Source organism: Pantoea sp. F_5 (genome assembly GCF_008631595.1).
In the GTDB taxonomy this organism is placed as follows: domain Bacteria; phylum Pseudomonadota; class Gammaproteobacteria; order Enterobacterales; family Enterobacteriaceae; genus Pantoea; species Pantoea gossypiicola.
Genome location: NZ_VWUO01000002.1, coordinates 319,474 through 342,780, shown reverse-complemented (window position 1 = coordinate 342,780; position 23,307 = coordinate 319,474). Strand labels below are relative to the sequence as shown.

The window sequence follows — 23,307 nt, the reverse complement described above, 5'->3', positions numbered from 1 at the left end:
GCCGCTCCTTATTGCCGGGTGATGGCAGCCGGAGTGATATCCGGCAGCTGTTGCGGAATGTCCCAGCTGCTGAACACGCCGCTGACCCTCACTTTGTCGCCCACTTTAGGTGCGAACTGCTGCATCAGGGCTGAGGCGTGCTGATTAATCGCCTTACCGTAATCACCAAACAGCACCTGATCGTTGAAGTCCTGATAACTCGCGCCCTTATAGACATCGCGCAGCGCCGTGCCACGAATGATTGGCCCGACCTGAATAGTGACACTGTCACCTGATTCATCCTTCACGGTCATCTTTCCGCTGCGGGAAGTGGTATTGACAGCCGTTACCTCGCCGCGAACGGAAACGCTGAAGACACAGGGATTCTCAGCCTGACTGCGATAGCCGTAGGTCTGACAGGCGCTGTCAAAGTCTTTGGCAGATTGCAGCGACGACATCAGCGTCGCCAGCGGTTTCGCCTCCGCCTGGACCTGCGGCACCAGCTTCTGCTGCCAGAGCTGGTCGATGTTGGCCATCTTCGGATTGGGGGGATTTTTCAGGTCAGCCAGCTCCTGCTGCGACACAATTTTGCAGCCGCCTAACAGCATGACCATCAGCGTCAGCCAGACTCTTCGTGACATCTTCTTCTCCCTGGCACCCGCTCGCGCAGGCGCGACAGCGGTTAATTACGACTTGTAGTTAAAGTCCTGGACGCCTTTGGCGTTTTCCGGGGTAATCAGAATGCCGCGGAACATCACCCGCTGTTTCTCCGGCTTCACGCCTTTCTGAATGAAGTTATCGAGATCGGTCACGCCTTCAGCGGCAATCGCCTGCGCCTGCAGCATCACCGTGGCCTTCAGCGTGCCGGCTTTCACCGCATCGCGTTCATCGTTGCTGCCATCAATTCCCACCACGATGACATCGTTGCGACCGGCTGCCTTGAGCGCCGCAATGGCACCCAGCGCGACCGGACCGTTACCGCAGATTACGCCTTTCACATCCGGGTGCGCCTGCAGGATGCTGTCCATAATGCGCTTACCATCGATCAGGGTGCCTTTGGCATCCTGTCGCGCCACGCTCTGCATGTCGGGATACTGATCCAGCACCTGATGGAACGATTTTGAGCGAGTCACACAGTTGTTGTCGGCCAGGTTACAGGCCAGCTCGGCGTATTTGCCCTTTTCCCCCATCTTTTCGACAAAGACGTTGGCCACATCTGAACCGGCCTGGAAGTTGTTGTGGGTAATCTGCGCCAGCGCCACATCATCTACCGGAATTTCACGGTTGATCAGCACCACCGGAATGCCGGCATCTTTGGCTTTTTTGATCGCCGCCACGCTGGCGGTGGAGTCGGCGTTATCCAGCACGATACCCTGCACTTTCTTACCAATAGCGGCATCGATCAGTTCGCTCTGCTTCTTCACATCTTCGCCGTGCGATAGCACCGTAGTTTTGTAGCCCAGCGACTGCGCTTTGAGATCGGCACCTTTGGCTTCAGAGGCGTAGTAGGGATTATCGAGTGAGTTAACCAGAATCATAATGGTGCCTTTTTCGGCGGCAAACACCGCCTGAGAGACCAGGCAGGCAGCCACGGCACTACACAGCAGGGTACGGTTTTTCATGATGTTCTCTCTTATCGTTATGGCAGGGGATGAAGTTCCGGGTGTTGGATTGGCCTTACCAGATGGTGAAGCCACCATCGATCATCAAATCGGCACCGGTAATCATGTCGCTACCGTTGCTGGCGAAGAACAGCACGGCGGCGGCGATCTCATCGGTATAGGCAAAGCGCCCCAGCGGGATCAGCTTTTTCATCTGCTCGCCTTTCTCGCCGCGCCAGGCTTTCTCACCCATCGGCGTAAGCACCACGGTGGGCGACAGGGTATTCACGTTGATGCGATGCGGAGCAAACTCTTTAGCCATCACTTTGGTCATGCCCAGCAGGCCCGCTTTGGCGGAGGTATAGGCGACATGGTTATCGATGGCGATGGACGCCGCCTGGGAGGCGATATTAATAATCTTGCCGCCCGCACCGGCACGAATCATCAGCCGTGCGGCCGCCTGCGAGCAGAGGAAAGGCCCGGTGAGGTTCACCGCGATCTGCTTCTGCCACTCGGCAAAATCAGTCTCAATTACCGGCTGCAGCATCACGTAGCCTGCGCAGTTGACCAGAATATCGAGGCGGCCATAGTGGGAAACCACCGCGTCAAACGCCTTTTCCACCGACGCGGGCTCGGTGACATCACAGCAGACAAACTGCACCCGATCGGCTGCGAAGTCCGCCTGCAGACTGGCAACTTTCTCCGCTTCAAACGGCGGATAGAGCAGTGCCAGACGCGCGCCCTTCTCCAGCAGCATGCCATTGGTCGCCATGGCGATGCCGCCCAGTCCGCCGGTCACCACCGCCACCTTACCGGCCAGATTCATTGCGGTATCCACGCCGTAGCGCAGGTTTACGTCATATTCACCACTCATCCCACTCTTCCCCCTGATTTTTGCTGATACGAACAATCCAATCATTTTCGAACAAAAATATAAGCTATCGAAAAGAAATGATATGTGGAGCAGATCAAATTTCGACCATCTGCTGTTCAAAGCGGCATATCTGATTGAAAAGACGTGATCTGGCTTCCAGTCCCGAAATAAAGCTGTCCTGCTGCAATCGGGAAAGCCTGAGAGATTCAATAACCTGCTGATTATTTATTTTCGTTCGAAAACGACAGGTCTGTCAGGTCATCTCGCATTCATAAAAATGGCGCGTTAAACTCAGCCACAGAGACCTTGTTCGCCCAAGCCATCAGGTTAATGAAAAAGGGAGCATTTCGATTGAAAAGCAAAAGTGAGCAGTTCGCTGACATGCAGCAACGCCGCGAGAAAATTCTGGAGATGATCCGTGAGGATGGTACGGTCACGGTCAAAGCGCTGACCGAGACCTTTGGACTGACCGAAGCCACATTACGCAGCGACCTGCGCATGCTGCAAAAACAGGGGTTTGTGCAGCGCTACCACGGTGGCGCAACGCTGATGACGGGCAAGCAGAATACCGGCGCGATGCTGCTGGAGCGGCAGATCCATCTGGAAGAGAAAGAGGCAATTGGCCGACTGGCGGCGCAGCATATCGAAAATGGCGACACGGTGATTTTCGATTCCGGTACTACCACTACCGCGATTACCGACGCCATCAGCCACATCCGCCGTTTGTCCGTGGTGACCACGGCGGTCAATATCGCCCTGAAACTGGGCGGCGAGCCGGGTATCAACATCCTGCTGACCGGCGGCACCTTTAAGTTTCCGACGCTCTCCACCTCGGGCGAGAAAGCGGCCAGCTTTTTCGAAAATGTGCTGGCCGAAAAACTCTTTCTGGCTACCGCCTGCATCTCACCGCGTCTGGGCCTGAGCTTCCCCAGCGAAACGGACATCAAGGTAAAACTGGCGATGATCAAATCCGCCAGCACGGTTTACGTGGTGGCAGACTCCAGCAAAATCGACAAGGTTTCTATGTTCGCGCTGCCCTGTGACTGGAGCAACATCCACTACCTGATTACCGACAGCGGCATCAGCCCCATGCAGGTCAAAGCGTTTGAGGCCCTGGGCGTGAAAGTGCTGGTGGCTCCGCTGCCGCTGAAGCGGGCGATGTAATTGAACTTCCGTACCGAAGTGCCGTGAGTGATTCCAGGCACTGAGAAACGAGAATTTCAGGCGCATGAAAGCGCGGGCATTGCCGCAAACCCGCACCATCGCCAGCCGTGCAGGAATGGCCTGCCTGAAGAGCAAAGTGTGCGAGCCAGGGATGGCGAGCCCAGTCCGCAGGGATGCGGGATTCCTTTGCGATCAGGCAGGCTTTTCCTGCACGACGCAACGTACTTCCTGCACGACGCACCGGCTCTTCAAACCCTTCCTGCCTTCTTACCCAGACCTGCCTGCACCTGATTCCAGACCCGCTTTCGCAAAACGTCCGCACCATCGCCAGCCGTGCAGGAATGGCCTGCCTGAAGAGCAAAGTGTGCGAGCCAGGGATGGCGAGCCCAGTCCGCAGGGATGCGGGATTCCTTTGCGATCAGACAGGTTTTTCCTGCACGACGCACCGTACTTCCTGCACGACACACCGACTCTTCAAACCCTTCCTGCCTTCTTACCCAGACCTGCCTGCACCTGATTCCAGACCCTCACCGCAAAACCCCGCACTATTGCCAACAGTGCAGGAATGGCCTGCCTGAAGAGCAAAGTGTGCGAGCCAGGGATGGCGAGCCCAGTCCGCAGGGATGCGGGGTTCCTTTGCGATCAGGCAGGCTTTTCCTGCACGACGCATCGTACTTCCTGCACGACACACCCGACTTCCTGCACATCGCATCGGCTCTCCGTCACATCATCCCGCACCTGCAAATCCGCCCGATAGAACCGCACGACCTCACCTACCACAAGCAGCGACGGCGAAACCGGCTTTTCCTGCGCCACCGTCTCCGCCAGCCCTCCCAGCGTGGTAATCAACACCCGCTGATCCGGCCGGGTGCCGTTCTCAATAATCGCCACCGGCGTCCCGGCATCGCGCCCCTGCGCCTGCAACTGCGTACTGATCGACGCACTCCAGCTCAATCCCATATAGAACACCAGCGTCTGATTCACCGCCGCCAGTGCGACTGCATCCAGCTGCGGCTCGCCACTCCGGCCATGGCCGGTAATCAACCGCAACGACTGCGCACAGTCCCGATGCGTCAGCGGAATCCCGCTGGCCGCCGCACAGCCCACCGCCGCTGTAATGCCCGGTACCACCTCACAGCGGATCCCGGCCTGCTGCAGACTCACCATCTCCTCGCCACCGCGCCCAAAAATAAAGGGATCGCCCCCCTTCAGCCGGATCACATTCCGCCCGTTGCGCGCCAGATCCACCAGCAGCTGATTAATCTGCGCCTGCTTCAGCCCGTGCTTCCCCGGCTGCTTACCCACGTCAATGCATAACGCGCTCTCCGGCACTTCAGCCATCACCGCTTCACTCACCAGCCGGTCATACACCACCACTTCAGCCCGCTGCAGCAACCGCAACGCCTTCACCGTCAGCAACTCCACATCGCCAGGGCCTGCGCCCACCAGCCACACCGCACCCTGCTGCTTTGCCACACCGACCGGGGCCAGTAACTTATCCAGAGAATCAATCGCTCGCGTCATCATTCCTCCACAACCACGTCGGACAGCAACAACTGCTTCAGCTCCGGAATACAGGAGCCACACTGCGTACCGCACTTCAGCTTCCGGCCTAGCGCCTGAGTGGTACGACACCCCTGCGCCACCGCCTGCAAAATTGTCTGCTCGCCCACCCCCATACAGCTACAGATAATCCGGCCTGCTGCGCTGCGCTGCATCGCCTGACCCGCCAGCACGCTGTGCCGCCCGGCAGCGTCCTGCGGCGCATCCGCAAAGACCGCCGCGACAAATGCACTATCAATCGATGGCAACATGGATCCGGCATAAAACGCCAGCTGCAACTCCCCATCACGCCATGCCAGCAGCCGGTAATCATTGCCGCTGCCAGTGGCGAGCTGCAGATCCAGGCCTGACAAATCGACATGCTCCGCCAGCCACACCTGCGGTAATCCCTCGCCTGCGACCGCATAGCGCTGCACCGCCGGATAGGGTACGCGCGACCAGTAACGCAAGCCTGCGGGCCGCTCAATCCCGCGCTGCCACAGCCAGCCCTGCCAGCTCACCGTCAACGGCAGGATCCGCACCGGCGTCTGCTTCAGCGCAGGCTGCCCTGAAAACGGACAGGCGCGGGCGGCGACCAGCATATCGACGTGACTCTGCTGACTGAACTGCCGGTTCCAGTGCATCGGCACAAACAGCTCGCCGCGCCGCATCCCGGCATCAGTGCGCGCCCGCGCACTAATCCAGCCCTGCACCGACTGCACCCGCGCCAGACCGCCTGCCGTCACGCCATACTGCGCAGCGTCAGCCTGATGCAGCGCCACAAATGGCTCATCACAATGCTGCATCAGACGCGGCACCAGCCCGGTGCGCGTCATGGTATGCCACTGATCGCGCACCCGACCGCTGTTCATCAAGAGCGGATAAGCCGCATCACGCCGGGTTAAGGCGGGCGTGGCCGGGACCAGCAGCCGGGCTTTCCCGTCCGGGTGAAAAAAGCGGCGATCGCCAAACAACCGCGCACAGCCCTGCGGATGAGCAGCATTTACCGGCCACTGAACCGGACGCAGCGCATCCCATTCGGCCTGGCTCAACTGCGCCAGCCCGCTGATATCAAACGCCCGCTGACCGTCATTCTCAAACCCCGACAGCGCCGCGTGCTCGCAGAAAATCTCCGACGGATGCTGCCAGTTAAATCCCTCACGGAACCCCAACCGCTGCGCCACCTGCGCCAGCAGCCACCAGTCAGGCCGGGTATCACCTGGTGCGGCGGCAAAGGCGCGCTGCCGCGAAATACGTCGCTCTGAATTGGTGACTGTGCCGTTCTTCTCGCCCCAGCCCTGGGCGGGCAGCAGAATATCGGCAAAAGCGCTGGTATCAGTCTGCGCCATCACATCCGAGACAATGACCAGCGGACAGGCCGCCAGCGCCTGCGCCACACGGTTTCCCTCCGGCATCGATACCGCCGGATTCGTGCCCATAATCCATACCGCCTTCACCTCACCTTCGGCAATCGCGCTGAAGAGATCCAGCGCGGTCAGCCCCGGCTGGCGGGCCATCGCCGGACTGCGCCAGAAACGCTGCACCCGATCGCAATCCTCGTCTGTAAAATTCATGTGCGCCGCCAGCTGGTTCGCCAGACCGCCCACTTCGCGACCGCCCATGGCATTTGGCTGTCCGGTCAGCGAAAAAGGCCCGCAGCCCGCACGGCCTATTTTGCCCGTCAGGAGATGCAGATTCAGAATCGCCTGGTTATTATCGCTGCCGGTGGTTGACTGATTGATCCCCATGCACCACAGCGTCAGCACCCGATCGTGCTGGCTGAACAGCCGGAAAAAGTGCGTCACCTGCTGTTCCGTTAAATCACAGGTCTCTGCGACCCGCGCCACATCCCACTGCGCGGCGGCGGCCAGGGTTTCACTCACGCCATTCAGGTGCGGCAGCATGCTGCTATCAAGGCCATCCTGCTGCGCCAGCCAGTGCAACAGACCGGAAAGCAGCGCCGCATCACTGCCGGGACGCAGCGGCAGATGCAGATCGGCCTGATCGCAACTGGCCGTGCGGCGTGGATCGATAACGACTATGCGCATCGCCGGTCGCTGCTGCTTCGCCTGCATCAGCCGCTGCCAGACTACCGGATGCGCCCAGGCGGCATTGGACCCTACCAGCAGTACCAGATCCGCCTGTTCCAGATCGTCATAACAGCAGGGCACCGCATCCGCTCCCAGCGCCCGCTTATAGCCGACTACGGCTGATGCCATACAGAGCCTCGAATTGGTATCAATATTGGCGGCACCGATATAGCCCTTCATCAGCTTATTGGCAACGTAGTAATCCTCGGTCAGCAACTGCCCGGAGCCATAAAACGCCACCGCCTGCGGACCATATTGATCGATCACCGCACGCAATCCCGCCGCTGCCGCATCCAGCGCCGCATCAAAGCTGACCGGCTGGCCGTTAACCTGAGCGGTAAGAAGACGCCCCTGTGGCGTCAGCGTCTCGCCCAGCGCCGCGCCCTTAACGCACAACCGGCCTGCGTTAGCGGGATGGTGCGGATCGCCAGTCACCGTTGCCTGATGATTACCCTGCGACGTGACGCAGACGCCACAGCCAACGCCGCAATAGGGACAGGTGCTGTTCATGATGCCTGCGCCAGCGGATTTTGCGGACGGTTTGCCAGCCAGATCTGCCCTGCTTCCAGCTTCACCGGCCAGCAGCGCAACTGATGCTGCGGATTATCCAGACTCTGCCCGTCACGCAGCCGCACCCGCTGCTTGTAGAGCGGAGAGATCACCACCGGCTCGCCGCCGACATCACCCAGAATCCCGCGCGACAGCACGCTGGCGTCGCTGCCAGGCTCACGATCCTCCAGCGCATAGAGCGCGTCGCCAAAGCGGAACAGCGCAACACGTTCGCTGCCGAGCCGCGCCCCAATCCCTGCTTCAGGCGGAATCGCCTCCAGTGCGCAGACTGCGCTCCACGCCCCGGCGGGCAGTTGCAGCAGCGGACGCGCAGCCAAGGCTTCAGGCTGCCGCTGACCGCGTACCCGGCTGTAGTGCAGGGTTTCATCGGGCTGCTCGCTGTTGATCGTCGGCGTAAACAGCGCGAGCCGCGACGGATCCGCCAGCGTGGTCTGCCACTCGCACTGATACGCCTCCACCACCCGCTGCATCTCCTGCTCCAGCGTTGCACCCAACCCAAGGCTGTCCTCAATCACCACCTGACGCAGGTATTCGAGCCCCCCTTCCAGATTGTCCAGCCAGACGCTGGTGCGTTGCAGCCGATCGGCAGTTCGGATATAGAACATCAGCAGACGGTCGACATAGCGCAGCAACGTGGCATCGTCGAGATCGCTGGCAAACAGGTCGGCATGGCGCGGCTTCATGCCGCCATTGCCACAGACATAGAGATTCCAGCCCTTTTCGGTGGCGATCACGCCGATATCTTTGCTCTGCGCTTCCGCACACTCGCGGGTACAGCCCGAAACCGCCATCTTGATTTTATGTGGGGCGCGAAGTCCCTTGTAACGGTTCTCCAGTGTGATGGCGAAGGCGGTCGAGTCCTGCACGCCGTAGCGGCACCAGGTGGATCCGACACAGGATTTCACGGTGCGCAGCGACTTGCCGTAGGCGTGGCCGGTTTCAAAACCGGCCTCAAGCAGCGTCTGCCAGATAGCGGGCAGCTGATCGAGCCGCGCGCCAAACAGGTCGATACGCTGCCCGCCGGTGATTTTGGTGTAAAGGTCATAACGCGCGGCCACTTCACCAATGGCGATCAGCCCCTGCGGCGTAATTTCTCCCGCCGGAACGCGCGGCACCACGGAATAGGTGCCATCTTTCTGGATGTTGGCGAAATAGCGGTCGTTGGTATCCTGCAGCGGCAGGTGCGCCGGTTTCAGGAGATAGTCGTTCCAGCAGGAGGCAAGAATCGACCCCACCAATGGCTTGCACACTTCGCAGCCCTGACCCTTGCCGTGTGAGGCCAGCAGCGCATCAAACGTTCTGAACTCACCGGCCCGCACCAGGTGATAAAGCTCCTGGCGGGAATAGCTGAAGTGGTCGCAGACATCTTTTTTCACCTCGACGCCGAGAGTTTCCAGCTGAAACTCCATCACCTGCTTCACCAGTGCCGCACAGCCGCCGCAACCAGTGGCCGCTCTGGTGCAGCTCTTGATGCTACTCATCTCACCGCATCCGCCTTTCACCGCTGCGCAGATGTCGCTTTTGCTGACGTTATGACAGGAGCAGACCTGAGCGCTGTCGGGCAATGCCGCAACGCCCGGCGCTTTCGGCGCGCCGGCCAGCGCAGGCAGGATCAGGCTCTCCGGCGCGGCAGGCAAGGGTAAATCGTTGAGCATCATCTGCAGCAGCGTGGCGTAATCGCTGCTGTCCCCGACCAGTACGCCGCCCAGTAGTCGGGTGCCCTCCGCAGAGACCACGATTTTTTTGTAAACGCCTTTTGGCCCGTCGGTCCAGTGATAATGCTGACTGCCCGGCGTGCGGCCATGGGCATCACCGAACGACGCCACCTCCACACCCAGCAGTTTCAGTTTCGTGCTCATGTCCGCGCCGCTGAATGCGGCGGATTCAGCCGCCAGATGCCCGGCCAGCACCCGTGCCATCTGATATCCCGGCGCGACCAGGCCAAAGATCTGGCCGTTCCACAGCGCGCATTCCCCAATGGCAAACACGTCATCATCGCTGGTCTGGCAGCGATCGTTAATCTCAATGCCGCCGCGCGCTCCCAGCGTCAGGCCCGCCTCACGCGCCAGCTCATCGCGCGGGCGGATTCCCGCGGAGAACAGCACCAGATCGCCGGGTAAATGGCCGCCGTCAGCAAAGTGCAGCACCACGCTGCCATCGGGCTGCTGCGCGATCAGCTCGGTCTGTTTTGCGGTGTGAACGGTGACGCCCAGTGCATCGATCTTCTGGCGCAGCATCAGCGCCCCGCCCTCATCGAGCTGCACTGCCATCAGACGTGGCGCGAACTCCACAACGTGCGTCTCCAGCCCGAGCTGCCGCAGCGCATTCGCCGCCTCCAGACCCAGCAGGCCGCCGCCAATCACGATACCGCGCTGGCTATGGCGGGCGCAGGCGGCAATGGCATCAAGGTCGTCCAGCGTGCGATAGACAAAGCAGCGTTCACCATCATGACCCGGCACCGGCGGGACGAACGCGCGTGAGCCGGTCGCCAGCACCAGCTTATCCCACGCCAGCTCACTGCCCGCGCTGTCACGCAGGCTGCGCTGCTGGCGATCAATGGCTACAACCGTGCAGCCACTGCGCAGTTCGATACCGTGCAGGGCAAAAAAGTCCGCGCCGACCAGCGACAGATCGCTGGCCGTTTTGCCGTTGAAATAGTCCGACAGGTGCACGCGGTCGTAAGCCTGCTGACGCTCCTCGCCGTAAACCACGATGTGATAGTGCCGATGCAGTTCGCGGGCAACCAGCTGTTCAAGAAAGTGGTGACTGACCATGCCGTGACCAATCACGGCTAAAACCGGTTTACTCATCTCAGGACTCTCTGCAGCCGGTGGCTGCGGTTCAGGTTGATCGTGATCGAATAGGGTATCGAGCGTGACAGGCTCGGCGCGCTGCAGACGTTCCAGCCACGCCGCGCCCTGCCGGGTATCGCCAGAGAGCAGCACGCCACAGAGGCGACCCTGACGGAGAAAAAGTCGGCGATAGTCGCCGGAGATCGGATCAAAACTGCGGATGGACGGTGCCTCGCTGACATCACCTGCGCTGAACAGCGAAATGCCGCTGACCTTAAGTCGCGTCGCCAGCGGCTCACTGACGAAATCCGCCAGCGGCGATGCGGCCAGCTGCGCCGCCAGAATCTCTGCCTGCGCCAGGCAGGGCGTGACCAGGCCAAAGGTTTCACCCGCGATTTCACAGCACTCGCCCACCGCGTAAACATCAGGAATGGCGCTGCGCAGCTGACCATCAACAATAATCCCGCGCTGACACGGTAAGCCCGCCGCCAGCGCCAGCGTCACCTCAGGCTGAACACCGATGGCAATCACTACCTGCGTGGCGGCGCAGCGACGCCCGCAGGTCAGCGTCACGCCCGCCTCGTCAATCGCCGTGATGCCACTGTTCAGTACGCAGTGGATACCGCGCTGCGCTAATGCCGTCAGTAGCAGCTCGCCCGCTTTGGCATCCAGCTGGCGGTCCAGCAGCCAGGGTTTGTGATGCACCAGCGTGACCTCGCGGCCACGGGCGCAGAGTGCCGCCGCCGCTTCAATGCCGAGAAAGCCGCCGCCCAGGATCACCACCGGTCCCTGACCCGCCAGCAGTTGCCGGACGTCGGCGATGCTGCGAAAACCGAGTACGTGACCGGCATCAATACCGGGGATCGCGGGCAGACGGGGCTGTGAACCGGTGGCAAACACCAGCCGATCCCAGCCGAGCTGGCGCTGATCGGTCTGCACCGTACGCGCGGCCAGATCGACCTGCTGCACGGTTTCACCGGTCAGCAGCGTCACGCCGTGCCGCTGATACCAGTCGCGGTCGTGGATGACGGTGTCACTGAAGGACTTTTCACCCGCCAGCACCGGCGACAGCAGCACGCGGTTGTAGTTGCCGTGCGGCTCACGGCCAATGACCGTGATGGCGTAACGCAGCGGCGCACGCTGCAGCAGGCTCTCCACCATCTGCATGCCCGCCATGCCATTACCTATCACCAGCAACCGTTGCTTCATAATGTGTTCCTTAGGCTGCCGTGGTCTGTTTTTCATAGAGGAAATGCAGCACTTTCTGGCGCAGCTGGTGGTAGCGCGGCTCATCCGCCAGCGCGACCCGCGACCGCGGACGCGGCAGGTCGACCGTAAGTATTTCGCCGACCTGCGCCGCCGGGCCGTTGGTCATCATCAACACCCGATCGGAGAGCAGCACCGCTTCATCCACGTCATGGGTGATCAGCACAATGGTGGTGTTCAGCTCCTGCTGGATGCGCATCACACTGTCCTGCAGGTGAGCGCGGGTTAAGGCATCCAGTGCGCCAAATGGCTCATCCAGCAGCAGCACGCGCGGCTTCATCGCCAGCGCCCGGGCAATGCCAACGCGCTGCTTCATGCCGCCGGAAATTTCGCCAGGCCGCTTGTGCATGGCGTGGCTCATCTGCACCCGATTAAGGTTGTGTTCGATCCAGTCGCGCATCTCCGCTTTGCTGAAGCGCCCTTTAAACACCTGCTGCACCGCCAGTTCGACGTTCTGAAATGCCGTCAGCCACGGCAGCAGCGAATGGTTCTGAAACACCACCGCACGCTCGGGACCCGGTCCGGTAATTTCGCGGTTATCGCACAGCAGCACACCACTGCTGGGACGGGTTAATCCGGCAATCAGATTGAGCAGCGTCGATTTGCCGCAGCCGGAATGGCCGATAAGGCTCAGGGTTTCGCCTTCGTGGATATCAAAGCTGACGTTGTCCAGCGCCAGAAACTCGCCGCTGGCGGTGTTAAAACGCTGACTCACCTGCTGAACGCGAATAATGTGTTGCTGCATGATGTTCTCCTTATTTTTCCCAGCTGAAACGACGCGCGAGCAGCATCAGCCCCTGCTCCAGCAGCAGCCCGACCACACCAATAATCAGAATGGCGATCAGAATGTTTGCCACGTTGAGGTTGTTCCACTCGTTCCAGATCCAGAAGCCAATCCCCAGCCCGCCCGTCAGCATTTCGGCGGCCACAATCACCAGCCACGCGATGCCGATAGAGAGACGCACTCCGGTGAGCACCGCAGGCAGCACGGCGGGCAGCAGAATCCGGCGCATCACCGTCCATTCCGAGAGCTGTAACACCCGCGCCACGTTGAGGTAGTCCTGCGGAATGCGCTGCACCCCTTCGGCAGTGTTGATGATCATTGGCCAGATCGAACAGATGAAAATGGTCCAGCTGGCGGCCGGTTCGGCGCGCTGGAACAGCAGCAGTCCAATTGGCAGCCAGGCCAGCGGACTGACCGGACGCAGTAAGGCAATAATCGGATTGAACATCCGCGCCATAAAGGTAAAGCGCCCCAGCAGAAAACCGGCCGGAATGCCCACCAGCGCAGCCAGGCCGAAGCCGATGGCGACGCGCTGCAGGGAGGCCAGCACATTCCAGCCGATGCCCTGATCGTTGGGACCATTGCTGTAGAACGGGTCAGCGAACAGCACCTGCGCGGCCTGCCAGGTCGCATAAGGCGAGGGAAACGAGGGTTCGGACAAGGCGGCGATCTGCCACACCAGCAACATCAGCAGCAGGCCGCCCGCAGCCGGGATGCAGCGCTGCAAAAACGGACGTAGCCGTGCCGGACGCACGGCGGCTTTCGGGGTGATCTGTAACGGAATAACGGTGGCACTGCCGGGGGTTTGTACCGGCTGCGCCAGGGCGCGCGCGTCAGTTTTCATAGCAACCTCTCTTAACGTTTGATAGCGAAACTGGCGGCGTAGGCGGCAGGATTGCTGCCATCCCAGACCTTACCGTCGATCAGGGTGCTGCTGCGCATCTCACTGGCGGGCAGTGCAATCTGCCCGACGGCGCTGGCGGCCTGTTTATAGATGTCGATGCGGTTGATCTGGCGGGCCACGGCAAGGTAATCGGGATCGCTGGTGAGCAGTCCCCAGCGTTTCATCTGGGTCAGGAACCACATGCCATCCGAGAGCCACGGAAAACTGACGTTGCCGTTGTCGAAGAAGCGCATCGGATGCGCGTCCTGCCACGACTGTCCCAGCCCGTTCTGATACTGACCGAGCATCCGCCCCTGCAGCGTCTCCACTTTGGTGTTGATCCAGGCTCGACCGGCTAACACCTGCGCGGTTTCACGGCGGTTATCGTCTGAGGCATCGATCCAGCGCGCCGCCTCCAGCACCGCGGCAGTCAGCGCGCGGGCCGTATTGGGGTTCTCTTTCACCCACTGCGCGCGGGTGCCGAGCACCTTTTCCGGATGCTCCGGCCAGATCTGCTGGCTGGTGGCGATGGTAAAGCCGATGTTGTCGCTGATGGCACGCTGGTTCCACGGCTCGCCGACGCAGTAGCCGCTCATGTTGCCAATCTTCATGTTCATCACCATCTGCGGCGGCGGCACGACCACGGTGCGCACATCGTCAAACGGATGAATGCCGGCATTGGCCAGCCAGTAGTAGAGCCACATGGCGTGCGTGCTGGTAGGAAAGGTGTGGGCGAAGGTCAGGCTGCCTTTCGGGCTGCCATCAACGGCTTTTTTCAGGCTGGCCGCATCGGTAACGCCACTGGCTTTCAGCTGGTTCGACAGGGTGATCGCCTGGCCGTTGTGATTGAGCGTCATCAGGTTCGCCATGTCGTGCTGCGGCCCCGCGACACCCAGTTGCAGCGCGTAGATCATGCCGTAAAGCACATGAGCCGCATCCAGTTCGCCGGAGGTCAGCTTGTCGCGCACCGCCGCCCAGCTCGCCTCTTTGCTGACCTGCAATGTCAGGCCATACTTCTTATCGAAGCCTTTTACCGACGCCATAACGACCGGCGCGCAATCGGTAAGCGGAATAAAGCCGACCCGCACCTGCGCCTTTTCTGGCGCATCGGAGCCTGCTGCCCAGACCGCATTTCGTAATCCCGGCACGATCCAGGCCGCACCCAGCGCCGCACCGGAGATCAGCGCCTGACGTCGTGTCAGTGATAATGGCGTTTTGCTCATCATGTTGCCCCTGAACAGAAATAAAAAAAGGCGTCCTCCGACAAGCCGAAGCCTGCGGATGGACGCCTTTATCCAAAGCACTGACCCCACCGCCATTGGCGGGAGCAATGCGTACTCTCTGTAAGGTTAAAGCAAAGGGTGTGCCAGATCGCTGAAGCCGCGTTAAATCTGGCATACGGTGATGCACTGCTGAATAATTAACCTTTTTTGCACGTTTCTGACGCAGATCACGCACAAAGGTTGTGCAGCTACCTCGTCCGGGTTAGTTGCTCAGGGTCTTCGCAACGGCCAGCACTGCCTGCGCGATCTCCAGTACACGCTTATTCTGATTCATGGCGCTTTTGCGCAGCGCCTGCCAGGCAGCCTCTTCGGTGAAACCCTGCTGCTGCATCAGCCAGTATTTGGCCTGATCAATCACTCGTCGCTCGTCGAGTGACGCGCGCATCGATGCCAGCTCATCCGCCTGCTGCTGCAGTCGCTGCGACTGCTCACCAATCAGCGACAGCACCGAGCGCCCGAGCTGCGGGGCCAGTCCGTCACTGTTGAGCGTTGACGCGCCGGGCAGCCAGTCAGCCCCGCAGATGTAGAGCGCGAAGTTGCTGTCGCCCTGCACGACAGGCGATGCCGCCTGTTGCTGCGCCTGCTCTATCGCCTCACGACAGCGCTGCATCAGCGTGGCCGTCAGGGCATCCTCCAGGGTTTTCATCTGGTCCAGCCGCTCGGAGAGCAGGGAAAACCACTCCAGCGCGCCGGTTTCATCATACTGGCTACCGGTGCAGGCGATGCGCCGCAGCCGTTCGATATCCCGGCTGGCCTGAGACATTGGCTGCCAGCGTTCACAGGCGGCGCTGTCGGCAAACTCCCGAAAAGTCGTAAAGCTCTGCTCCTGAGCCGCAATCAGCGCCACCATCTGGCTGCGCTGCTCAGACGTGAAGTGCTGCGCCGCAAAGCCGGCTGAGCCGATGGCCCGCTCCTGTCCTGCCAGCTCTTTGCCCTGCATAAAGCTGAACAGCGCGATCAGTGCACGCGAGATATCGGGATCGCTGGCAGTGTCGGCTGCCTCAAACACCAGATTAAGCAAGGTGCGGATAACCTGATTAAACGCCGCCATCGCCGCAGCCTGATCCCGCTCATGCTGGCTGATTTGCTGACGCAGCAGCGGTAATCCCGCCAGCGCCTGCAGGGCAGCTGCAATCAGGTTGCAGAATCGACTGAAACCGGGTTGTGCGGTGGCAGGCGGCAGTGCCTGATAAAAATGGTGCAGACCGGCGCTGACCTCCTGCTGACGGGCGTCACGCTCGGCGCTGAACAGCGTGCCACCGGAGCAGATCCAGAGATTGTTTGCGCCGCGTTCCCGCTGCAGCCGATGTACCAGCTCACTGACGGCGGCCATCAGCTCGCCGGTCTCAAGCAGTCGTTGCAGGCTGGCAATATCGCTGTCACGCGATGCCTGCAGCCAGGTCAGAGCATCCATGTTTCACCTTTCCGCCGTTAAAACCTTTCTGAAGCAAAAGGCGTGCCGCTTTCCGGAAAAAAGGCGGGCGTATCCGGCGCGTAAATTCTGATTTTGATAAGATTCTTTAGGTGAAGAGATAAATTTTATCGGTAACCAACGATTAGAAAGGCTTAATAGTTTCCAATCGGATCCATTGCATGTCAGAATGCGCGGCACTGTTCTCAACCAGTTTGTCACTGCGATAATACAGTTCGCTTTAACTATCACATTGTCTGGCGCTTTTCTTATATCGCAGCCCGCCCCTAAAGCGCCTGCTATCACGCATCGCCAGTGGGTGCAATGGTTTGAATTCTCAAAAGTCTTAGGTAGACTAAACGCGTAACTATCCTGATGTAATCTGAACTTTTTTTGAACAACAGACTTTTGGCACGATGCGGCGCGAAAAACAGCGCCTCATGCATCGGGCCTGGCAATATGCAGATACTTTGATGAGATCACGAGGAACATGGTGAAAAAGAGTCTTGCGTTAACACTGCTGGCGGTGCTTACCCTGGCAGGCTGTAAGGCCCCGCCGCCGCCCGTCACTGACGATACGCTGGTCACCAGCGAAATTAACGGCGTCAAACTGGTCCATCGACACGCTGTCGTGGCACCGACTGAATTTGAGCCGGTCAATCAGACCTGGCGGGCGCTCTATGGTGCCTCGGTCATGACCTCGCCGGATTACGGCGGCAAAGTCGTTCGCTATCTCGAAACGGGTAAACCGTTTGAAGTATTAGGTAATGTGGAGCACAGCTGGCTGGCGATTGCTGACCAGGCTGATGGCCCGTTAATTGGTTATGTACCGTTAAAAGCGGGCGTAGAGAGCAGTCGTTACGATGCCACAGTGCAGAGCGATCGTCCCCGCCCGCGCAAAGCGAAACAGGTCTGCGTGGCCGTCGGCGGCGCGAGTAAAGCCTGTCGGACTAACGATACCGCGACCTGGATCTTAGACTGAATATGAAATCCGGCGCATATTGCCCGCAGCACCCTCCTGTGCTGCGGGTACAGGGATTTGCCATTGGCTGGAAGATCACGAATTAATGACTGTGGAATCCCCTGCGCGTGAGGCGACCCCCTCAGGCAATGAGAATCTATTACTTCAGGCTGCGGCGCCACTGCTGAATGCGGTGGTGCAAATTCGTCGGGCAGCCACCCATGATGACCCTGCGGGTCTGCGCCAGTCTCTGATCGATGAAATCCGCCAGTTTGAACAACGCTGTAAACAGGCAGGGCTGCCGTTTGAGATGATTATCGGCGCGCGTTACTGCATCTGCAGCGCGCTGGACGAAGCCGCTGCGCAAACCCCCTGGGGCACGCGTGGCGTCTGGTCGGGCAACGGCATGCTGGTGACCTTTCACAATGAAAGCTGGGGCGGCGAGAAATTCTTTCAGCTGCTGTCGCGCATTTCACAAAGCCCACAACAACACCTCTGGCTGCTGGAAGTGGTGCAATATTGCCTGCTGCTGGGCTATGAAGGCCGCTATCGCGGCAGTGAAAATGGCCGCGCCCAGTGCGACGGTATCCGTAAGCGCCTGAAAAGCCTGATTGACGAGACACGCGCCCAGCGACAGACGCCGCAACCTCCGCTGGTCGAGGTGCATCCGCTCGTCAGTACCCTCGCCCGCCCGATGGTGCCGCTCTGGGCCTGCGCCATGCTGGTCGCGCTCATTGGCTGCCTGATCTACAGCGGACTGAACTGGCGGCTCGGCAACGCTGCCGAACCGCTGCTGCGTACCCTCTACCAGACTCCGCTGCCGCAGATTACTGCGGGCCGCCGTCCCTCTTCTCCGCAGGCGCTGCTCGATCTGCGTCAGCGACTGAACGATGTGATCGCTGCCGGACAGCTAGAAGTCAGCGATGGTGCTTTTGGCAGTAAAGTGATTATCCCCGCAGACAAACTTTTTGCCGAGCAAGGCACGGTCATCAATCCGGTAGGCCGCGCGCTGCTGGCCCGCGTCTCAACCGCGATGAAAGATGTGAAAGGCACCATTCTGGTGTCAGTGTTTACCGACGATCATCCGGTGGATAACAACCGTTTTGCCTCCAGCTACGAGTTCTCATTCGCCCGCGCCCGCGCAATCACCCAGCTGTTGCAGCTGCAGCTGGAGGATGGTCATACGGTACGCTCTGAAGGCCGCGGCGACAGTGACCCGCTGCTGCCCAACGACAGCAGCGAAAACCGCACCCGTAACCGCCGCGTTGAGATCACCCTGTTTGCCGCGCCTGAAACGCTCAGTAATCATCAAGGAGCACAATAATGCGCGCTTCCCTTCGTCTGCTGTTAACGCATCGCCTGCTGTGGAGCTTTATTGGCGTCACGGCGCTGAGCTGCCTGGTCTGGATGCTGGGGCCGTTCTGGACATGGAACGAGTCGCGTCCCCTGGAACCGGTGCTGCCTCGCCAGCTCACCGTGAGCGCTCTCTATTTTCTCTGGATCCTGTTCCAGCTGATCCCGTCACTTTATCGTGCCTGGTTTAACAGCCGCTTACTCACCCAGCTTCAGCTGGCGGGCAACGACGATCCGGCGGAGCGTCAGATGACTGAAGAGCGGCTTAATCAGCGCTTCAGCGAAGCAGCGATGCAGCTAAAACGCACCCAGTTTGGCCGGCGTCACAGCGGCAATCTGCTTGCGCGCTTTAATGCCAATTATCTCTACCAGCTGCCCTGGTATCTGGTGATGGGTGCGCCCGGTGCGGGTAAAACCACCGCGCTGTTTAATGCGGGCCTCGATTTCCCGCTGACCGATACGCTGGGTAAACAGGCGATTCGTGGCGTCGGCGGCACCCGCAACTGCGACTGGTGGTTTACCGACAGCGCAGTGCTGATTGATACCGCGGGGCGTTATGCGCTGCAGGAGAGCCAGCGCGTGCGCGATGCCGCGGAGTGGCACAGTTTTATCAATCTGCTGAAACGCTATCGCACCCGCCAGCCGATTAACGGTGTCATCATGACCATCAGCGTGGCCGATCTGCTGAGCGATTCCGCCGAAGCGCGTTTTGCCCAGGCCAGCGCGCTGCGCGAGCGCATGGCGGAACTGCATCAGCAGACGGGGATTCACTTCCCGGTCTATGTGATGGTCACCAAAACTGATTTGCTGAAAGGCTTTATGAGCTACTTCGGCAACATCGATAAAGCGCGGCGTGACGCTATCTGGGGCTTTACGTTTAACCGGGAGACGAGCAAGCCGCACAGAGATGACTGGCATCGTCATTTTGGCCAGCAGTTTCAGCGGCTGGAAGAGCAGCTTCAGCAGCAGCTGGCGGAGCAGATGACTCAGGAGCGCGATCTGAATGAGCGCGCTGAATGCTTCCTCTTCCCGCAGGAGTTCGCCTCACTGCGTCCGCTGCTGAACGAGTATCTGGATATCGTTTTTTCTGATCATCAGGATGCCGTTGCCTGGAGCCCGCGCGGCCTCTTCTTTACCAGCGGCACGCAGGAAGGCCTGCCGTTTGATCGGGTGATGGGTGAACTGAGCCGTAAACTCCAGTTACGTCAGGCGGGCGAACATTCAATTGCCGCCTGGGACAGCGTTAACCGCAATAGTCCGATTCCCGGCAACAAAGGCCAGAGCTTCTTTATTCGTGACCTGCTGAGCGATCTGATCTTTAAAGAGAGCGGACTGGCGGGCAGTAATCGCCGCTGGGAGTATCGCAATCAGCTGTTCCACTGGATTGGCTACGGCGTGCTGGCAGGCGCGCTGTTGATCGCCTCCAGCCTGTGGAGCATCAGCTACTACCAGAATCAGCACTATCTGCAACAGGTGGCCGCGCGCGTACCCGCTATTCGTGAGCAGAGTCAGCAGGTGATTCATCAGCCTGCTGATAATATTTTTGATCTGCTACCCTTTCTTAACAACCTGGTGAAGCTGCCGCTGTCGGAACGTTTTTCTCTCGATAATCCGCCGCTTACTATGCGGGCAGGCTTATATCGCGGCAGTCAGGTCAGCGATGCCGCCTGGGTACTTTATCAAAATGCGCTTAAGTCTTTGCTGCTGCCGCGCGTGGCCCAGCAGATCACCAACATTCTGCGCAACGATCCGGGTGATGATAACGCCTACAGCCGCAATGCGCTGCGCGCGTATCAGATGCTCTATCAACCGCGCAATTACGATGGCGAATTTTTACGGGCCTGGCTGCTGCAAAACTTACAGCGCTCGCTGCCCGATACGGTAAGCGCCCGCGATCTGCAGCAGCTCGACTGGCACCTGAGCCAGCTGCTGGATCAGCAGATTCAGTCATCGCCTTATGCGCGTGACAATGCACTGATGATGCGCAAGCTGGCAGACAATCTTAAAATCGCGGGCCAGGCGGGCAGCGTGCTGGCGGCAGCACCGCTGCACCCGGCTGCGCGATCACACTCGCAAAGCGAGTAATGGTGAGGTGAACATGGCTGCTTACACCGCCCCCGGCTGGTATGGCAAGCTGCCGTCGACCGGTGACTTTCTGCACCGTCGTCTGAGTGAGCAACAGATTAGCCCGTGGAATCACTGGTTCCAGCAGGGATTAATGCACTGGCATCAGCAGGCCTGGTCTTACAGCGCGAACTTTCTTCATGCGCCAGTATGGAACTTTGTCCTGCCGGTGACCGCGACCCGGCCACACGTGCAGATGGGCTGTCTGCTGCCCTCCTGTGACCGCGTCGGGCGCGCCTGGCCGCTACTGGCACTGCACAGCTTTCCGCTGGCACAGTGGCATCCGGCTCAGCTGACCATCTCTGGTGACTGGTTTCAGGATCTGGGCGCGACCCTGTTGCGGGCGGTTCAGACGCCACTGGACGGCGAACAGTTAGAGCAGCAGATCCAGGCGCTGTCGCCGCTGCTGGTGCCCACCAGGAAGCCCTCAGAGATTATGGATGTGATCGGTTTTCAGGATCTGCCCTGCACGCTGAGCTGGCGTGAAGTGGCCGAACGTTTCGACCCTCAGCAGCATATGAGCTACTGGTGGAGTAACCGCAGTGATGGTTTTGCCCATGCGACCCACAAGCACAGCGGCAACCTCACGGCGCAACTGTTTTCGTTACTGTTTAACCCGGCGGCAGGTGCACAGCCGGGACGTAATGGCCTCTATCCTCCGATGTTCGAGTGAGGCCGGATGCGTTTGCCGTTAAATCTGGGATAACTCATGCAATTTACCATCGTGCAATGCACTACGGATGTTCCGGTCAGAAGCGTCGCGTTTCAACCGCCTGGCGGCACCATTGGCCGCAGTCAGGACAACGATCTGGTGCTGCCGGATGAGACGCGGGCTATTTCGCGACTACAGGCGCTGGTTCACCTGTCGCATGACGGCGAGTGCCGTCTGACCAACCAGGGCAGCGTCACGCCGGTCGAACATAACGGCATTACGCTGGGTCGCGGCATGCAGGTGCTGCTGAAGCACGGCGACGCATTGCGCATCGGTGATTATGCGCTGGAAGTGCGCGATCCCGCCTGCCAGAACGCGCAGAGCGATCCCCTGGCGCTGTTTGCCGGTGACAGCGCCCAGCCCGCGAATCCTTTGGGCATTCACGAACATCATGAGGTTGAGGATCGGCTGCTGGTCAACGACGTGCCGCCTTCACGTCACGAGCGTCACAGTGATGCGCGGCTGGCGATCGATCCGCAGGCCAGTGAGCCGCGCCGGGTGCTGGCGGCACAGCCGGTGGATCAGGATCGGCTGATCGCCGCCCTGCTGGACGGCATGGGGCTGAGCAACGGGCACGCCACGCAGATTGACGAAGAGCAGATGCGCATTACCGGCCGGATGCTGAGCCTCTTTTCTCAGGGCACCGTGGCGCTGCTCTCATCACGATCCATTCTCAAACGGGGCGTGAAAGCGGACATGACCATGATTCTGAATGAGGCCAACAACCCGTTTAAGATCCTGCCCTCCGGCAAAACCGTGCTGATGCAGATGTATCAGAGTCAGATGCCCGGATTTATGCCGCCGGAACAGGCAGTGCGGGATGCGCTGGTCGATCTGCAGGCCCACCAGCTGGGCATGATTGCCGGCATTCGCGCCATTATCGCGGCGATGCTGCAATCTTTTAATCCGCAGCGACTGGAGGAGCAGGCGCGCGCCGATGGCCTGGTGTCAAAACTACCATTTTCCACCGCGAAGAAAGCGGCGCTATGGGACTACTTCATGCGTAATTACCAGCGTACGGCTGGTGAGATCGAAGATGATTTCCATACGCTGTTTGGTGAAGCTTTCCTTCATGCCTATGACATGGAAGTGAATCAGTATAAAGACTCTCAGACGCGGGTGGACGACGCATGAAAATCGTTTTTGCCAGCCGCTGCCAGCAGGGGCTACGTGATGAGAATCAGGATCGCACGGGTGCCGAACTGGATGCGCGAAAAGCCTGTTTTGTAGTCTGCGATGGCGTGGCCGGTCTGCCCGGCGGTGAGATGGCGGCACAGCTGGTGCGCGACACCCTGCTGAGCCAGATACAGGCGCACACCGACTTTACGCCGGAAAGTACCCATCAGGCGATCGAACAATGCCGCTTAGCGCTGCATGAGGCACAGGGTAAAAATCCGAAATATTCCCGCATGAGCACCACGCTGGCAGCCCTGTTTATTGACCGCCAGAAACAGCGTGCATGGTGGGCACATGCTGGTGATAGCCGGGTTTACCACTTCCGGCGGGGCGTGCTTCACGAGGTGACCCGTGACCACAGTCTGGCCCAGCAGCTGAAAGAAGCGGGCTATGAAAATACCGGCATTAACAGTAATTTACTCTATAATGCGCTCGGCGCTGAGCCGCCTCGCTTAGTCAGCTTTTCGCAGGAGATTGCGCTGGAGGATGGGGACGCTTTTCTGGTCTGCACCGATGGCTTCTGGCTGAATCTGACCAGTGGTGAAATGGAACAGGCGCTGCGCATGGTGAATGCCTGCGAAGAGTGGCTGGCTCTGATGGAGCAGGCGGTGAGCCGCAACGTTAACAAAGACAATCTCAGCGCACTGGCGGTCTGGATTGGTGAGCCGGAAGAGGCAACACTGCTCTATTCACTGGCTGATTCGGCGCGCTTTCTGCCGCCTCGTTTTTGATTCCAAGGATC

General features: G+C 59.8%; 17 protein-coding genes. 7 read left to right on the top strand and 10 right to left on the bottom strand.

Going from position 1 to position 23,307, the window contains the following annotated elements; genetic code table 11:
* Positions 1 to 8: 8 nt before the first annotated feature.
* Genes F3I44_RS04090 through F3I44_RS04080 form a run of 3 tightly spaced genes read right to left on the bottom strand, consistent with a single transcriptional unit; the run spans position 9 to position 2,454 of the window.
* Positions 9 to 620: a DUF2291 family protein gene (locus tag F3I44_RS04090; protein ID WP_150012688.1), complete on the bottom strand. Its 612-nt coding sequence runs from the start codon at positions 618 to 620 to the stop codon at positions 9 to 11.
* Between the two features lie 45 nt (positions 621 to 665).
* Positions 666 to 1,601, bottom strand: coding sequence for a D-ribose ABC transporter substrate-binding protein (locus tag F3I44_RS04085; protein WP_150012686.1), 936 nt, complete (start codon positions 1,599 to 1,601; stop codon positions 666 to 668).
* A 55-nt stretch (positions 1,602 to 1,656) separates the two neighbouring features.
* Positions 1,657 to 2,454, bottom strand: a complete 798-nt coding sequence (locus tag F3I44_RS04080; RefSeq protein ID WP_150012684.1) for a GolD/DthD family dehydrogenase — start codon at positions 2,452 to 2,454, stop codon at positions 1,657 to 1,659.
* 351 nt (positions 2,455 to 2,805) lie between these two features.
* On the opposite strand from F3I44_RS04080, the gene F3I44_RS04075 reads away from it, so the two are divergent.
* Complete coding sequence (locus tag F3I44_RS04075) at positions 2,806 to 3,618, top strand: DeoR/GlpR family DNA-binding transcription regulator (RefSeq protein ID WP_150012682.1); 813 nt, start codon at positions 2,806 to 2,808, stop codon at positions 3,616 to 3,618.
* A gap of 642 nt (positions 3,619 to 4,260) precedes the next feature.
* Here the strand turns inward: F3I44_RS04075 and cobA are convergent.
* The 7 genes from cobA to F3I44_RS04040 all read right to left on the bottom strand — a co-directional run bounded on the left by cobA (position 4,261) and on the right by F3I44_RS04040 (position 16,242).
* On the bottom strand, positions 4,261 to 5,142 hold the full coding sequence (cobA, locus tag F3I44_RS04070) for a uroporphyrinogen-III C-methyltransferase (RefSeq protein WP_150015479.1): 882 nt from the start codon (positions 5,140 to 5,142) through the stop codon (positions 4,261 to 4,263).
* Complete coding sequence (locus F3I44_RS04065) at positions 5,142 to 7,760, bottom strand: nitrate reductase (protein WP_150019301.1); 2,619 nt, start codon at positions 7,758 to 7,760, stop codon at positions 5,142 to 5,144. The genes cobA and F3I44_RS04065 overlap by 1 nt, the downstream gene beginning before the upstream one ends.
* On the bottom strand, positions 7,757 to 11,821 hold the full coding sequence (gene nirB / locus F3I44_RS04060) for a nitrite reductase large subunit NirB (RefSeq protein WP_150015477.1): 4,065 nt from the start codon (positions 11,819 to 11,821) through the stop codon (positions 7,757 to 7,759). Before nirB ends, F3I44_RS04065 begins: the two co-directional genes overlap by 4 nt.
* Before the next feature lie 10 nt (positions 11,822 to 11,831).
* Positions 11,832 to 12,623 carry an ABC transporter ATP-binding protein gene (locus F3I44_RS04055; protein ID WP_003853115.1) on the bottom strand — a complete coding sequence of 264 codons (792 nt, stop codon included), beginning with the start codon at positions 12,621 to 12,623 and terminating at the stop codon, positions 11,832 to 11,834.
* 10 nt (positions 12,624 to 12,633) lie between these two features.
* Positions 12,634 to 13,506 (bottom strand): nitrate ABC transporter permease, encoded by an 873-nt coding sequence (gene ntrB, locus F3I44_RS04050; protein WP_150015476.1) that lies wholly within the window; start codon positions 13,504 to 13,506, stop codon positions 12,634 to 12,636.
* Between the two features lie 11 nt (positions 13,507 to 13,517).
* Positions 13,518 to 14,768: a CmpA/NrtA family ABC transporter substrate-binding protein gene (locus tag F3I44_RS04045; protein ID WP_150019313.1), complete on the bottom strand. Its 1,251-nt coding sequence runs from the start codon at positions 14,766 to 14,768 to the stop codon at positions 13,518 to 13,520.
* A 262-nt stretch (positions 14,769 to 15,030) separates the two neighbouring features.
* Positions 15,031 to 16,242: a nitrate regulatory protein gene (locus F3I44_RS04040; protein WP_150015475.1), complete on the bottom strand. Its 1,212-nt coding sequence runs from the start codon at positions 16,240 to 16,242 to the stop codon at positions 15,031 to 15,033.
* Between the two features lie 487 nt (positions 16,243 to 16,729).
* On the opposite strand from F3I44_RS04040, the gene F3I44_RS04035 reads away from it, so the two are divergent.
* The 6 genes from F3I44_RS04035 (at position 16,730) to F3I44_RS04010 (ending at position 23,296) form a co-directional block, all read left to right on the top strand.
* Complete coding sequence (locus tag F3I44_RS04035; protein WP_190285887.1) at positions 16,730 to 17,221, top strand: SH3 domain-containing protein; 492 nt, start codon at positions 16,730 to 16,732, stop codon at positions 17,219 to 17,221.
* Between the two features lie 85 nt (positions 17,222 to 17,306).
* Positions 17,307 to 18,524, top strand: a complete 1,218-nt coding sequence (gene icmH / locus F3I44_RS04030) for a type IVB secretion system protein IcmH/DotU (RefSeq protein WP_150015474.1) — start codon at positions 17,307 to 17,309, stop codon at positions 18,522 to 18,524.
* On the top strand, positions 18,524 to 20,638 hold the full coding sequence (gene tssM / locus F3I44_RS04025; protein ID WP_150019300.1) for a type VI secretion system membrane subunit TssM: 2,115 nt from the start codon (positions 18,524 to 18,526) through the stop codon (positions 20,636 to 20,638). Before icmH ends, tssM begins: the two co-directional genes overlap by 1 nt.
* 13 nt (positions 20,639 to 20,651) lie before the next feature.
* Positions 20,652 to 21,350: a type VI secretion system-associated protein TagF gene (tagF, locus tag F3I44_RS04020; RefSeq protein ID WP_150015472.1), complete on the top strand. Its 699-nt coding sequence runs from the start codon at positions 20,652 to 20,654 to the stop codon at positions 21,348 to 21,350.
* A gap of 36 nt (positions 21,351 to 21,386) precedes the next feature.
* A complete protein-coding gene (gene tagH / locus F3I44_RS04015; protein WP_150015471.1) occupies positions 21,387 to 22,523 on the top strand; it encodes a type VI secretion system-associated FHA domain protein TagH in 1,137 nt (378 codons plus the stop codon).
* The gene (locus F3I44_RS04010) at positions 22,520 to 23,296 is read left to right on the top strand and encodes a PP2C family serine/threonine-protein phosphatase (RefSeq protein WP_150015470.1); all 777 of its coding nucleotides are present in this window, start codon (positions 22,520 to 22,522) and stop codon (positions 23,294 to 23,296) included. The genes tagH and F3I44_RS04010 overlap by 4 nt, the downstream gene beginning before the upstream one ends.
* Positions 23,297 to 23,307 lie beyond the last annotated feature (11 nt).

Coding starts and splice junctions, on each gene's coding strand:
- F3I44_RS04090 (WP_150012688.1), bottom strand. CDS start 620: ATGTCACGAAGAGTCTGGCTGACGCTGATGGTCATGCTGTTAGGCGGC.
- F3I44_RS04085 (WP_150012686.1), bottom strand. CDS start 1,601: ATGAAAAACCGTACCCTGCTGTGTAGTGCCGTGGCTGCCTGCCTGGTC.
- F3I44_RS04080 (WP_150012684.1), bottom strand. CDS start 2,454: ATGAGTGGTGAATATGACGTAAACCTGCGCTACGGCGTGGATACCGCA.
- cobA (WP_150015479.1), bottom strand. CDS start 5,142: ATGACGCGAGCGATTGATTCTCTGGATAAGTTACTGGCCCCGGTCGGT.
- F3I44_RS04065 (WP_150019301.1), bottom strand. CDS start 7,760: ATGAACAGCACCTGTCCCTATTGCGGCGTTGGCTGTGGCGTCTGCGTC.
- nirB (WP_150015477.1), bottom strand. CDS start 11,821: ATGAAGCAACGGTTGCTGGTGATAGGTAATGGCATGGCGGGCATGCAG.
- F3I44_RS04055 (WP_003853115.1), bottom strand. CDS start 12,623: ATGCAGCAACACATTATTCGCGTTCAGCAGGTGAGTCAGCGTTTTAAC.
- ntrB (WP_150015476.1), bottom strand. CDS start 13,506: ATGAAAACTGACGCGCGCGCCCTGGCGCAGCCGGTACAAACCCCCGGC.
- F3I44_RS04045 (WP_150019313.1), bottom strand. CDS start 14,768: ATGAGCAAAACGCCATTATCACTGACACGACGTCAGGCGCTGATCTCC.
- F3I44_RS04040 (WP_150015475.1), bottom strand. CDS start 16,242: ATGGATGCTCTGACCTGGCTGCAGGCATCGCGTGACAGCGATATTGCC.
- F3I44_RS04035 (WP_190285887.1), top strand. CDS start 16,730: ATGGTGAAAAAGAGTCTTGCGTTAACACTGCTGGCGGTGCTTACCCTG.
- icmH (WP_150015474.1), top strand. CDS start 17,307: ATGACTGTGGAATCCCCTGCGCGTGAGGCGACCCCCTCAGGCAATGAG.
- tssM (WP_150019300.1), top strand. CDS start 18,524: ATGCGCGCTTCCCTTCGTCTGCTGTTAACGCATCGCCTGCTGTGGAGC.
- tagF (WP_150015472.1), top strand. CDS start 20,652: ATGGCTGCTTACACCGCCCCCGGCTGGTATGGCAAGCTGCCGTCGACC.
- tagH (WP_150015471.1), top strand. CDS start 21,387: ATGCAATTTACCATCGTGCAATGCACTACGGATGTTCCGGTCAGAAGC.
- F3I44_RS04010 (WP_150015470.1), top strand. CDS start 22,520: ATGAAAATCGTTTTTGCCAGCCGCTGCCAGCAGGGGCTACGTGATGAG.